General features: G+C 43.1%; 9 protein-coding genes. All 9 read left to right on the top strand.

Annotated elements, in window-relative coordinates; genetic code table 11:
- Nucleotides 1-386 precede the first annotated feature (386 nt).
- The 9 genes from DXA60_RS05330 to DXA60_RS05290 all read left to right on the top strand — a co-directional run bounded on the left by DXA60_RS05330 (nucleotide 387) and on the right by DXA60_RS05290 (nucleotide 14,608).
- Entirely contained in the window at nucleotides 387-2,015 is a 1,629-nt protein-coding gene (locus DXA60_RS05330; RefSeq protein ID WP_243006767.1) for an ABC transporter substrate-binding protein, read from the top strand.
- Between the two features lie 96 nt (nucleotides 2,016-2,111).
- Nucleotides 2,112-3,116: a FecCD family ABC transporter permease gene (locus tag DXA60_RS05325; protein WP_117920170.1), complete on the top strand. Its 1,005-nt coding sequence runs from the start codon at nucleotides 2,112-2,114 to the stop codon at nucleotides 3,114-3,116.
- Between the two features lie 5 nt (nucleotides 3,117-3,121).
- A complete protein-coding gene (locus tag DXA60_RS05320) occupies nucleotides 3,122-4,300 on the top strand; it encodes an ABC transporter ATP-binding protein (protein WP_117920168.1) in 1,179 nt (392 codons plus the stop codon).
- Nucleotides 4,301-4,495: 195 nt separating this feature from the next.
- Nucleotides 4,496-5,938 (top strand): ATP-binding protein, encoded by a 1,443-nt coding sequence (locus DXA60_RS05315; protein WP_117920166.1) that lies wholly within the window; start codon nucleotides 4,496-4,498, stop codon nucleotides 5,936-5,938.
- Nucleotides 5,939-5,951: 13 nt separating this feature from the next.
- Nucleotides 5,952-8,990 carry an AAA domain-containing protein gene (locus tag DXA60_RS05310; protein ID WP_117920164.1) on the top strand — a complete coding sequence of 1,013 codons (3,039 nt, stop codon included), beginning with the start codon at nucleotides 5,952-5,954 and terminating at the stop codon, nucleotides 8,988-8,990.
- Between the two features lie 76 nt (nucleotides 8,991-9,066).
- On the top strand, nucleotides 9,067-9,771 hold the full coding sequence (locus tag DXA60_RS05305; protein ID WP_117920162.1) for a FadR/GntR family transcriptional regulator: 705 nt from the start codon (nucleotides 9,067-9,069) through the stop codon (nucleotides 9,769-9,771).
- 227 nt (nucleotides 9,772-9,998) lie between these two features.
- Nucleotides 9,999-11,354: a GntP family permease gene (locus tag DXA60_RS05300; RefSeq protein WP_117920160.1), complete on the top strand. Its 1,356-nt coding sequence runs from the start codon at nucleotides 9,999-10,001 to the stop codon at nucleotides 11,352-11,354.
- A gap of 145 nt (nucleotides 11,355-11,499) precedes the next feature.
- Entirely contained in the window at nucleotides 11,500-13,287 is a 1,788-nt protein-coding gene (ilvD, locus tag DXA60_RS05295; RefSeq protein ID WP_117920304.1) for a dihydroxy-acid dehydratase, read from the top strand.
- A 172-nt stretch (nucleotides 13,288-13,459) separates the two neighbouring features.
- Entirely contained in the window at nucleotides 13,460-14,608 is a 1,149-nt protein-coding gene (locus tag DXA60_RS05290; protein WP_117920158.1) for a BadF/BadG/BcrA/BcrD ATPase family protein, read from the top strand.
- Nucleotides 14,609-14,612 lie beyond the last annotated feature (4 nt).

The raw sequence follows: 14,612 nt of genomic DNA, 5'->3' as shown, positions 1-14,612 counted from the left end.
CGACAGCAGTATGTTCCATGTAAATGAAGCAGACGAGGGCCGTGGAATACTTACTGTACAGGATGGAAAAATGACGATCCATATCAGCCTTGTATCCAAGAAGATCGTAAACCTTTTCGTTGGAACAGCAGACGATGCACAGAAAGATGGCGCTGCTATTTTAGAACCTACAACTGACACTGTGAAATACAGTGATGGAACCAGTGAAGAAGTATATGGTTTTGATGTTCCGGTGGAAGCATTAGATGAAGAGTTTGATCTTGCAATCCTCGGCACAAAAGGCGAGTGGTACGATCATAAGGTAAGTGTTTCTGATCCACAGAAAGCAGATTAACTGATCCGGGCTGGTCGGTCAGATACAGACTTGGATATAGATGGAGAGATATATGAAGAAAAGAAAAGTGACTGCAGTGCTTTTAGCTGCAATGATGTGCATGCAGATCATTGCAGGATGCGGAACAAAAAATGATGCTGCCCAGACAGAGAGTAGTGTGGCTGCAACGGAAGATGCACAGGGAGCAGCAGGAGAAAATACACAGACAGCAGGACAGAATGCCACAGAGGAAAATGCAGGCGGCATGGCAGAGCAGAATGGAGCAGAAGAAAGCATCGCAGGAAAAGATGCCACAGAACAGGCAGACGGCACAGAAGTCTCAGTTCCTGAGGATGGCGAATATACGGTGGAAGTCACATTAGAGGGCGGCAGCGGAAAAGCAACCGTGGATTCACAGGCGAAAGTTACTGTGAAGGATGGAGTGGCATATGCGACGATCACATGGAGCAGTACGCATTACGATTACATGATCGTGAACGGGGAGAAATATCTCAATGAAAATGAGGGTGGAAACTCTACATTCACATTTCCAATTGATGGAATCCCATGTGAGATGGATGTGATCGGTGATACAACGGCAATGAGTACACCGCATGAGATCGATTATACACTGACTTTCCGATTCCTGGAAACGGCTGATTTTACAGACTTAAACTGCAATGGGCGTATGGAGTTATCCTACGCCGATCAGTTTGAAGTAGAACAATATGGTACTTATAAGCTGATTACGATCGTGGATAACGGTCGTTTTTTGCTTGTACCAAAAGGTGTGTCTGTACCAAAGAATGTGCCGGGGGATGTGACGGTTTTAGAGCAACCGCTTGAAAATGTATATCTGGTGTCGAGTGCGGTGATGGATTTAGTCTGCCAGATCGGTGCGGTCTCTGATTTGAAATATACAGGAGTAAAAGAAAAAGACTGGTATGTAAAGACAGCCGCAGATGCCATGGCAGAGGGAAAGCTGATCTATGCCGGAAAATACAATGCACCGGATTACGAACTTTTACTTTCCGGGGGATGTACGTTTGCGATTGAAAATACGATGATCACACATAATCCGGAAGTGAAAGAGAAGTTAGAAGAACTTGGGATCAAGGTCATGATCGAGCGTTCCAGCTATGAAAAACATCCGCTGGGAAGACTCGAATGGATAAAACTTTTTGGCGTTTTGTTCGGAAGAGAACAGCAGGCCAAAGAGTTTTTTGATGCGCAGGTGGCGCATATAGAACCAATTTTAGAGAAAGAAAAAACAGGACTTTCCGTGGCATTTTTTGCAGTCGCATCCGATGGAACCGTCACCGTGCGCAAACCAAACGATTATGTGTCATCAATGATAGAACTTGCGGGCGGCACTTATTCCCTAAACGGCTATGTGGAGGAGGAAGAAAATGCGCTCTCCACATTGAAAATGCAGATGGAAGATTTTTATGCGGCCGAAAAAGATGCTGACATTCTTATTTATAATGGTACAATAGAAGGAGAATTGACATCGATTGCTGAACTGGTGCAGAAAAACAGCCTGTTTGCAGATTTTAAAGCCGTAAAATCAGGTCAGGTTTATACGACCGGCAGTAACTTTTATCAGCAGACGAGTGGAACCTGTGATTTTATCGAGGATCTGAATAAAGTTCTGACTGGAGATACCGATGCAGAGTATCGGTTTTTAAAGAAACTGGATTGATATTATGCCGCAAAGGAAATGGTGTCATAAAAGATAATGACTGGCAGATTGTACCAGGCTGAAGGTAGTTTTGTGGCTTTGGGAGAAAATTAGATCATGAAGAGAAGATATATTATTTCGTTTGTTATTGCATTTATCCTGTTGATGGCACTTTTTTTATGGAATGTTGCAGCAGGAAGTGTTGACATATCCACATCAGACCTGTTTGCAATCTTTGCAGGAAGTGGAAAAGATGAGACATTTTCGCAGATCGTGTGGAAAATCAGGCTGCCACGTATACTTGCTGCGATCCTGCTTGGAGGTGCTTTGTCGGTATCGGGATTTTTACTTCAGAGTTTTTTCCAGAATCCGATCGCAGGACCGTATGTGCTTGGAATTTCATCCGGTGCAAAGCTTGTAGTGGCACTTACCATGATTTTTCTGCTGGAAAAAGGGATCATGATCAGCTCCTTTGGCATGGTGGCGGCTGCATTTGTGGGTTCCATGCTCGCAATGGGATTTGTGCTGCTTATTTCGTTTCGTGTATCAAAAATGTCTCTGCTTGTAGTCTGCGGAATCATGATCGGTTATATCTGTTCTGCCATCACGGATTTCTGTGTTACGTTTGCGAGTGATTCGAATATCGTTAACCTTCACAACTGGTCAATGGGTAGTTTCTCCGGCATGACATGGGAAAATATAAAGATGATCGTCGTGATCGTTGGTGCAGCGGTTCTTGTGACATTTTGTCTGGCAAAACCGATCGGGGCATACCAGATGGGGGAGGCTTATGCCAGAAATATAGGTGTCAATGTAAAGGCGCTCCGGGTTACGATGATCCTTTTGTCGAGCCTGCTGTCTGCCTGTGTGACTGCGTTTGCAGGGCCGATCTCCTTTGTCGGGATCGCGGTGCCGCATCTGGTAAGGATGGCTACAAAGACAGCAAGACCGATTATTTTAATACCGGGGTGCTTTCTGTGCGGCGCAGTCGTGACACTTTTCTGTGATGGAATCGCAAGGACTGTGTTTGCACCGACAGAGATCAGCATCAGTTCTGTCACAGCGCTGTTTTTAGTTCCGGTTGTAATTGCGGCAATGTTGAGAAAACAGGAGGGGAGGTAGCGCATATGCAGGAAATCCGTACAGAGCATCTTACCGTCGGCTATGAGAAAAAGCCGCTGATCGGGGATGTGAATCTTTCTGTCCGGCCGGGAGAGATACTGACGTTGATCGGTCCGAATGGCTCTGGAAAATCCACAATTTTAAAAACGATCACCAAACAGCTAAAGAAACTGGACGGAACGGTGTTTTTGGGTGAAAACTCCATGGATGAGTTAAAAGACAGCCAGATTTCAAAACGGCTGTCCATGGTAATGACGGAACGGCTTCGCACGGAACTGATGAGTGGCAGGGAAGTAGTGGCTTCCGGGCGTTATCCCTACACGGGGCGATTTGGTATCCTCTCAAAAGAAGACTGGGTAAAAGTGGATGAGGCGATCGCACTCGTCCATGCGAAAGAGGTGCAGGATCAGGATTTTATGAAGATCAGTGACGGACAGCGCCAGCGTCTGATGCTTGCGCGTGCGATCTGCCAGGATACGAAGATACTGATCTTAGACGAGCCGACTTCTTATCTGGATATGGGGTTTAAGATGGATATTCTTACAAATATCCGTATGCTTGCAAGAGATAAAAAGATGGCAGTCATCATGTCGCTGCATGAACTTGATCTTGCGCAGAAGGTTTCCGATACGATCGCCTGTGTCAGAGGTGACCGCATCGACCGTGTCGGCACGCCGGAAGAAATTTTTGCCGGGACTTATGTGCAGGAGTTATACGGAGTATCAGACAGAAGTTTTGATCCGGTAACAGGGCAGATTTTTTTGTGTGCGGGATATGAAAATGCAGAAGGTTTCTGGGAGCATAGTGCCGATAGCTGCCAGAACAAAGATTTTTGCAGTGACGATAAGATTTTAAATCCGGTCAGCCCGCAGGTGTTTGTGATCGGAGGTGCAGGCAGCGGAATCCCGGTATACAACAGACTGTGGCGCGAAGCTATTCCGTTTGCGGCAGGAATCCTGCAGGAAAATGATGTAGAGTACAATGCAGCAATGGCTTTAGCATCGGAAGTCGTGTCGGAAAAGGCATTTTTCCCGATTGGAATGGAAAAAGTGCAGGCAGCAAAACAGCTGATCGATCATTGCAAGACCTGCATCTGCACAGTGAAAGAGTTTGGACCGTTCAATGAGGCAAACAGGGAGCTGGCAGAGTATGCAAGGGGGATGGGGAAAATACATAACATGTGAGAACATGAGCCAAAAATCAGCCAATAAGAAAGAACTTCGCAAAAAAGTTTGAATTATGTGTAGTATGGAAATAATAGAATTATACTTCAAAGTAAAATGAAACTATTTGAAGTGACTTTGAAGTTGACTTTGAAGTATGATTGAAATAAAATATAAAGCATATTAAAACTGTGTATAAAACCGGGGTGATAAGCGATGTATTTGGAAGAGATTATAGAAAACGTCGAGTTGGAAAGTGATAAATGTGAATGTAAGAGCAGGTTGAATCGGGAAGATGTTGTGGGATGGCTGAAAAGCATTGCCGGATTTTCAAATGCTTCCGGAGGAGATTTTTATATCGGAGTCGAAGATAAAACAAATAAGCTGATAGGTTTTAACAGAAAAGAAGCTGACAATGAACGGAATTATTTTAATAATCAAGTGAACGAACATCTGTCACCGAGACCACAGATGAAAGTATCTTTTGTGCGTTATGAGGCAAACGGAAATGAACGATTTATTATACATGTGTATATACCGGAATCAGTTGTAAAGCCGGTCATTTTAAAGTATAAAAATATTCCGTCCATTTTTATGAGACGGGACGGATTTACAAATGGTGCAACCTACGAAGAGATTATAGAAATGAGTGTTAAAAGCAGGAACACACAGTTTGATCTTCTTTTGTCGGATAAAAAATACGAAGCAGAAAATTATAAGACGCTTCAGGAATTTTATGCATTGCATAATAATGGAAAAGAATTATCGGAAAAAGCTTTAATGTCGATGGGGTTTTATAATGAAAATGGGCTGCTTGTCAATGGTGCAGTGCTTTTTGGAGATGACTATCAGGGAAAAAAAACAGAGGTTGTATGTTCTGTGTTCTCAGGGTTTAATAAGGGAAGTGAGCGGATTGTTACAGTCAACCGTTTCCATGGAAATATAATTGCAGATATTAATTACATGATAGAATTTGTGGAACAGAGAATGAATCATTCCATGATAAAACTGGATAATACAAGAAAAAATATAGATGCATATCCAAAACGTGCATTGTTTGAAGGTGTGATCAATGCGGTTGCACATCGTGATTACTTTTTAGACGGAACACAGATTCAGATGGATATGTTTAAGGACAGATTGGAAATTTCTTCCCCAGGAGGTTTTTACATAGGTGAAAAAATTGGGAAAACGTATGATTTATCCGGAATCATTTCGAAAAGGAGAAATGAATTAATAACGTCTGTATTGGTAAACTGCAATGTTATGGAGGCAGCAGGGACAGGATTTGAGAAAATTATGGAAGAATATCAGAATGTCGATGAAACACATCGGCCATATATATATTCTTCATCAGATCATTTTACACTGGTGCTTCCGGATCTGACATATTCAGATGGAGTGGAAGACAGTGGTGTACCGAATATACTTTTTGCACCAGTACCAAATGGAACGGTCTATGATGAAAAGGTGTTATCATTTTGTTATTATCAGGCACACAAGGTTTCCGAGATTGTATCGTATCTGGGAGTAAGTGATTCTACTTATTTCAGAAAACAGGTGTTGGAAAATCTGGTAGAAAATCAGTATCTGGAAAAAAATAAAGTTTCAAGGGCATCTTATTTTAAGACTAATCCGGAAATGGTAAGAATTCAATAAAAGTGTAGATTATATGAACAGTATATGCAGGGATATCTTCAAAGCCATTCATGAAGGAAAATGGCTGAAAATTGAATATCTGAACAAAGAAGGCAAACATACAAACTACTGGATCGGAATCCGGGATTTAGATCCACGTAACCGGACACTAAAAGTAGAAGGACTTCATCTGAACAGGTGCACGATTGAAGAATACGATAAAATTTATATTGATGCTATCCTGTCTACCGAGGTTATAGAAGGTTCTTATTGTCCGGAAAACAAACAGCTGACCGAAGACATTGCACTGCATCCGGAGCGTTATCAGAACCTTTTTGCAAACACGGCTAATTTAAAAATACTAAGTTATCTGGAAATGTGCAGCAAACTGGATGCCACGCCGTATACCACAGATTATGAGCTGGTGCATTATATAGATGGCGACCGGGTGCGTGACGGAGAGTACCAGTTGTCGGAGGAGCAGTTTAAGGAAATTGTGACGAACTTTCAGTGGAGGATGAGCCGGGAGGATAAACAGGGAAAGACACTCCATATAAAGAAGCTGGCGCTTAATATTTTAAGTATCCATACGAAAAAGGGTTTGTATGTACTTGCATACCGGAATCTGAATCTTGATGTGAGAAATAAAGCGTTTAAACCGGATGAGGATATCACGGTCTGCACGCAGTTTACCATAGGAGGAACACAGGAAAGTATCCGGAGATATTTAGATGCGGATGAATATGAACTGCTGTCCGATTTTGAAACAAATCTTGAAAAAATAAAAGATGCTATCGCAGAAAAAAGCAGAACAAAATCGGTTGTGGATGATATGCCCTATGTCATTGGACTTGGTATGGACTGTGTACTGAACCTGCATGAGGAATATAAGGCAATCCTTGATATGTACGAAAAAGAACAGATTACTTTTCCAATCCGTGCTTTTTTCGGAGATCTTTTAGAGCGGCCGCGAAGAACGAAAGCGTATCCGATCGCTCTGTTAAATCGCAATATCAATCTTGACCAGCTTCTTGCCATCAATAATGCCATGAAATATCCGCTTGCCTATATTCAGGGACCGCCGGGAACCGGCAAGACAAATACAATCTTAAATACGATCGTAACGGCGTTTTTTAATAATATGACGGTGTTGTTTGCATCCTACAATAATGTTCCCATAGACAACGTATTTGAAAAATTAAGTTCCCTGACCTATAAAGGAAAACGAATCGCATTTCCGGTATTACGCCTTGGAAACCAGGATAAGGTAAAAGAATGCATCCGCTATATTAATCAGCTTCGGAGAGAAGTGCAGGGAATTAAAGTGTTTTCGTCTACGTTAGACCGGCGGAAGGGTGACAGGATCGACCGTGCAAAACAGCTTTCCGGCAGATTAAAGGAGTATGAGGAAATCTTAGATCTGACAGAACGTAAAGAGACGCTGACACAGGTAATGGAATATCAGGAGCGGATGAAAAATGTCGCAACACTCTTTCATTTTCATGCAGATCTTCAGGGACGCCAGCTTCGGAATCTGGATGAAAAAATCAAAAAGATCGGTGAGATATCCGAGCAGGATGCGATGGTGCTCCTAGACCGTAATGAGGAAGAGTTTTATCAGTATCTATTTTATATGTCAGCAAAATACATTAAGGAGCTGGAAAGTAACAGATTTGGGGATCTGCGGGAAATTCTGGATGATGATGACGATCCGAATGAGCAGGCGGTGGCATTTAACAAGTATCTGCAGAAATCAGAGAACGTGAAAAAATTGCAGAAGGTATTTCCGATCATGATAACGACCTGCATTTCCGCCCATAAATTAGGGGAACCGGAACCACTGTTTGACATGACGATCATGGATGAGGCAAGCCAGTGCAATGTAGCAATTTCGTTAGTGCCCATTATCCGTGGCGAAAAACTGATGCTGGTGGGAGATCCGCAGCAGTTAAAGCCTGTGATCTTATTAGATGAGCTTACTAACCGCAGGCTGCGCAGAAAATACCATGTCGCAGATGAATATGATTACCGCGAAAATTCTATTTATAAGACTTATCTTGCCTGTGATGCGGTCAGTGATGAGATTTTGCTGCGCAATCATTACCGTTGTAATGAAAAAATTATCGACTTTAACAATAAAAAATATTATAACTCAAAGCTGCAGGTGCATTCTGACAGCAGGGAAAAACAGCCGCTTGTCTATGTAAATGTGGCTGGAGGTCAAAGTGACATCAAAAATACCTCACCCGCAGAAGTGGAAGAGATTATGCATTATGCAGCGGAAAATCAGGATAAAAGCATTGCTGTCATTACACCGTTTGTAAATCAGAGGATGTTGATTGAGCAGGGGATCAGAGAAAATGGATTTGAACATGTTGTGTGTGGGACGGTACATGCGTTTCAGGGAGATGAGAAGGACGTAGTGCTGTTTTCTACAGCACTCAGTGACCGGACCGGGAAAGGCACTTATGACTGGCTTAAAAATAATAAAGAGCTGATCAATGTCGCAACTTCGCGGGCGAAAGACAAGCTGATCCTTTTAGCAGACGAAAAGGAATTAGAACGTCTTCATCAGGGAAATGAGGATGATGACCTATACGAGCTGGTGCAATATGTGAAAACGAACGGTGAATCAAAGATCACGGAAAAACATGTCAGTTCGAGGGCACTTGGAATACAGCCGTTTTCCACAGAGACAGAAACTGCATTTTTAAAGAATCTGACACATGCGCTGGAAAATATCTGGCTCACCAGAAACAGATACACGATTCACAAAGAGGTCGCCATATCACAGGTGTTTAAGGAAAATGTCACTTACGATAACCTGTTTTATATGGGAAGATTTGATTTTGTTGTCTACGAAAAAAGAGGAAAACAGGAGATGCCTGTTTTTGCGATCGAACTTGACGGCAAGGAGCATTTTGAGGATGAGGTGGTGCGGGAGAGGGACAGACAGAAAAATGAAATCTGCAAAGCACACCATATGCAGATCATCCGCGTGGAAAATTCCTATGCGAGACGTTATCACTATATCAAAGAGATATTAAACGAATATTTTGCGAAGGCGAGATAAAAGTTTCCAAACATCCGGAAAAAAGTGGTATGATGTCTTTAGAAATCATCCAGCACAAAGGAGAAAATGAAACAATATGGAGAAAAAGAGCCGGGAATTGTTAGCACCGCATGTAGAAGAAGAATTGATGGACTATATTTTACATACGCCGGTAAAAATAGGTGAGAAGCTGCCAAATGAATTTGAGCTGGCAGAACTGTTTGGTGTTGGGCGGAGTACGGTACGTGAAACTGTAAAAAGCCTGGTTTCCAAAGGAGTGCTTGAAGTCCGCCGGGGGTCCGGAACCTATGTGATCGGGACAAACCGATTAGAGGATGATCCGCTTGGACTTTCAAAGTTTACGGATAAATTTGAACTGGCGCTTGACCTTTGCAATGTGCGTCTGATGTTAGAGCCGGAGATTGCAATGTTAGCAAGCGAAAATGCCACGGACAAGGAAAAAGCAGAGTTAAAACGTCTGTGTGATGAGGTGGAAACACTTTATCTTGCAGGAGAGAACCACCTTCAGAAGGATGTGGAATTTCATACCTGCATTGCGCGCTGCAGCAAAAATAAAGTGATCGAAAAACTTGTGCCGATCATCCAGTCTGCAGTCATTACATTCGTGAATCTGACACACCGCCAGTTAAAAGAGGAGACGATCGATACGCACCGTGCGATCACGGATGCAATTTTAAGAGGGGACAGTGCAGGGGCAAAGTATGCTATGATCATGCACCTTAATTATAATCGTCAGATGATTTTGAAAAAACAGGAAGAGGCGTTGAAAAAAGAGAATTAGATGCAAAGACGTCCTATGATCATCCGCCAGGTGCTGATAATATAAGGCAATATCGGAAAAATACACAAAAAACAAGGCTGTTTTTAAGAGAAAAGCCTTGTTTTTTTGTCTAAAAAAGAGGTTTTAAAGAACTAGACATCAGATGTATTGACAAAAAATGCCCTGTAAAATAGAATAAACACAACAAAACATCAGACGTCATACGAAAGTTGATAAGGAGGTATATCATGGGTAACGTCGCAGAATTAGATACCACAAGACTGGTTATCGCAGCAATTATCGGACTGGCATTGTTGTTAGTTCTGATTATCAAATTTAAGGTTCATGCCATGCTTTCCATTTTAATCGGTGCGATTGCAATCGGACTGATCGCAGGAATGCCATTTGAAGAGATCGTAACAGCGGTCGATGATGGTATAGGAAACACGCTAAAAGGAATCGCTCTTTTGGTAGGACTAGGTTCCATGTTTGGTGCGATATTGGAAGCATCGGGTGGAGCACAGACGCTGGCAGTTACAATGGTAAAGAAATTTGGAGATGAGAAGGCTGCATGGGCGCTTGGAATCACTGGTCTTGTTATTTCCATCCCGGTATTTTTTGATGCAGGACTTATCATTTTAATTCCGCTTGCATTTTCTCTTGCGAAAAGAACAAAGAAATCATCCCTGTTTTATGCAATCCCGCTTTTAGCAGGACTTGCCGTGGGACATGCATTCATTCCGCCGACACCGGGACCGGTTTTAGTTGCTACCATGTTAAACGTGGAACTTGGCTGGGTTATTTTAGTCGGTGTATGCTGTGGATTTTTTGCGATGATCGTTGCAGGTCCGGTCTGGGGAGCAATCTGTGGGAAGAAATTTTATGTTCCGGTTCCGGAGCAGATCGCAAATCAGGAAGATATCGATGAATCCAAACTTCCGAGTTTTGCATCCGTTGTTACCATTATCATGATTCCTCTGGTACTTATCATATTAAAATCCGTTGCAGGAGTGGTACCGGCATTAGCAGGTGTACAGCCGCTGTTTAACTTTTTAGGACAGCCGTTTGCAGCACTCCTGATTGCAACATTAGCAGCAATGTTTATCCTTGGAACCAGACATGGTTATTCTATGGCAGAATTAGAGAAGATCCTCACAAAATCATTAGAGCCGACAGGACTGATCCTTCTTGTGACAGCATGCGGCGGTGTGCTTCGTTACATTTTACAGTATTCCGGTTTAGGTGAGATCATTGGTAATGCAGTCGCATCCGTAAATCTGCCGATCGTTGTTGTAGCATTTTTAGTTGCAGCACTTGTCAGAATCTGTGTAGGTTCTGCAACCGTGGCAATGACCATGGCAGCAGGAATCGTAGCAGCAATGCCAGAGATTGCATCTTTATCACCGATGTATCTTGCATGTGTGGTTGCAGCTGTTGCCGGTGGTGCGACAGTCTGCTCACACTTTAATGATTCCGGATTCTGGCTGGTAAGATCATTGATCGGACTTGATGAGAAAACTACTTTAAAAACATGGACAATCATGGAGACATTAGTTGGTGGAACCGGATTTATCGTAGCACTTATTATTTCTTTCTTTGTATAGAAGAAATGTGAAAAATAAACTTAAGATGCGCGAATGCAGCGCAGGAAATAGGGTTAGTGTGAAAAATACATTTTTCACATGTAGAATTTGTGCTTATGCACAAACCTGAGATGCGATGGACGGCAGCGCAGGAATGGAGATTAATATGGAATTAAGAAGTCAGAAAGTAAGAGAACTTGCACCGGAGATGGATCCGCTCCGCATGGGTATGGGATGGAAAGCGGAGGAGCTTTCCAAACCGCAGATCATCATAGAGAGCACTTATGGAAACAGCCATCCGGGTTCAAGTCATTTAAATATTTTTGTGGAAGAAGCAGTAAAAGGTGTTGATGAAAACGGCGGAAAAGCAGCGCGTTATTATGCGACAGATATGTGTGATGGCATGTCACAGGGACATGATGGAATCAATTATTCCTTAGCACACCGAGATGCGATTACCAACCTTGTGGAAGCACAGGCGAACGCAACAACTTTTGACGGCGGAGTGTTTATCGCAAGCTGTGATAAAGCAATGCCGGCGATGCTTATGAGTATCGGTCGTTTAAAAGAAATGAGTGCGATCGTTGTGACCGGCGGAGTTATGGAAGCAACCGTTGTAAAACCGGAATATGTAGAAAATGATCCGGGCTGCAAGATCAATGAGCTTTTAACTTTAGAGCAGATCGGAAAATTCAGCGCACAGTATGAGCGTGGTGAGATTCCGGAAGAACAGCTTCGTTATTACAAGCACAATGCATGTCCGAGCTGTGGTGCATGTTCCTTTATGGGAACTGCTTCAACGATGCAGGTTATGGCGGAGGCACTCGGACTGATGCTTCCGGGAACAGCGCTGATGCCGGCGACTGCACCGGAGTTAAAGCAGGCTGCTTATGATGCGGGAAAACAGTTGATGAAATTAGTCGAGATGGGCATTGCTACAAAAGATATCGTTACGATGGAAAGCCTTGAGAATGCGATCATGGTACATGCAGCGATTTCAGGTTCTACCAATGCGGTTATGCACATTCCGGCAATCGCTCACGAATTTGGTTTTGAGATTGATGCAGATACATTTGACAGAATGCACCGCGGTGCGCATTATCTGTTGAACATCCGCCCGGCAGGAGACTGGCCGGCACAGTATTTTTACTATGCAGGCGGTGTGCCAAGAGTTATGGAAGAGATCAAGAGCATGCTGCATCTTGATGTGATGACAGTGACCGGAAAGACACTTGGCGAAAACTTAGAAGAGTTAAAGAAAAACGGTTTTTACGAACACTGTGATGCAATTTTAAAAGAAAAATCAGCACTGATCGGAAAAGAAATTAAACGTACCGATATCATCGCAGACTTTGACCATGCGATCGGTACGGATGGAAGTATTGCGATTCTGCGTGGCAACCTTGCACCGGAGGGAGCAGTCATCAAACACACTGCCTGTCCGAAAGAAATGTTCCATGCAAGATTAAATGCAAAACCTTATGACAGTGAGGAAGAAGCGATCGATGCGATCTTAAAGGGTAAAGTAGTTCCGGGGGATGCTGTATTTATCCGTTACGAGGGACCGAGAGGCAGCGGTATGCCGGAGATGTTTTATACCGGTGAGGCGATCTGCTCTGATCCGAAACTTGCAGCAAGTGTTGCCCTGATCACAGATGGACGTTTTTCCGGCGCATCCAGAGGACCGGTCGTAGGACATGTATCTCCGGAGGCAGCAGCCGGCGGCCCGATCGCATTTGTGGAAGAGGGAGATCTCATTGAACTTGATGTTGCAAACCGCCGTCTTGCGATCGTAGGTGTGAAAGGTGAGGAAAAGACGGAGAAAGAAATAGCACAGATTTTAGAGGAGCGGAAAAAGAACTGGAAAGGATTTACCAGCAAATATAAACGTGGTCTGTTAAAACTGTATGCACAGCACGCGACCAGTGCGATGAAGGGTGCTTATATGGACTAAAAAGTATAACTTTTACAGAGCGGTATTGTACTTGTACGATGTCCGCTCTGTTTTTCTATTTATGTATCAACTAATGGTTGATGTACAAATAGAAATAACAACTAGTACATGCTTGAAATAACAACTATTAGTTTTATAATGAAATTAGAAAAAACGAAATGGGGGATGCGAAATGTTTGATATCATGACAATGGCGGAGAACATTAAAACATACCGGAACAAAAGGGGAATGAACCAGTATGAATTTGCAGAAAAGTTAGGGATCAGCCCGCAGGCAGTATCGAAGTGGGAGTGCGGGCAGTCCTGTCCGAGTATCGAGAATCTCTGTGTAATTTCAGAGATTTTAGATGTATCCATTGATACACTGATCGGAGAGAGCAGTGAAGGCGAAAAGATGATGATCGGAATTGACGGGGGAGGAACAAAAACCGAGTTTGTCTTATTTTCTGAGAGTGGACGGATCTTAAACCGGATCGTATTAGACGGCTGCAATCCGAATACGGTAGGAATGGAGGAGGCAATGAACATCCTGCAGCTTGGCATTGATACGCTCATGAAGATCAAAGGGAAGATCAGCGGAATCTTTGTGGGTGCTGCAGGATTAGATTCCGGAAACAATACATCAAAGATCAAAAAGATGTTAAAAGAAAAATATCCGAAAGTAAAAATCCAGTGCGAAAATGACATCTATAACGTCATTGCCTGTGGAAAAAATCTTGACCGGTGTGTGGCTGCAATCAGCGGAACCGGAATGATCATTTACGCAAACCAGAATGGAAATTTAAAGCATTTTGGCGGGCGCGGCTATCTGCTTGATAAAGGCGGCAGCGGCTACCACATCGGACGGGATGCGATCTGTGCAGCGCAGGATGCAAGGGACGGGATCGGAGAACATACGATACTGACGGATCTTGTTGAGGAAAAATTAGGGAATACGGTATGGGAGAGCATCCAGGACATCTACAGTAAAAACCAGTCCTATATTGCTTCGTTTACGCCGTGCGTATTTCTGGCATATGAAAATGGGGATAAAATCGCCGAGCAGATTTTAAAGAACAATGCAGCATGTTTAGCGGAACTTATCAATTTTGCCGTGGATCATTATGATATCGGAAAATATGTGGTTGCATCCGGCGGAATTTTAAAACAGAAACCGGCATTCCGGGAAATGCTAAAAGAGATGCTGCATCCGGATATTGAATTAGACGTTCCGGACTATCCGCCGGTATATGGCGCATGTATCATGTGCTGCCTGTTATGTGGGGTTGATACAAAGCCGGTAAAAGAACGTTTTATGATGTCATATGATTCATACCAGTAGGGAG

This window comes from Roseburia sp. OF03-24 (assembly GCF_003463035.1).
Taxonomy (GTDB): domain Bacteria; phylum Bacillota; class Clostridia; order Lachnospirales; family Lachnospiraceae; genus Roseburia; species Roseburia rectibacter.
This window is presented reverse-complemented; position numbering and strand designations above follow the sequence as displayed.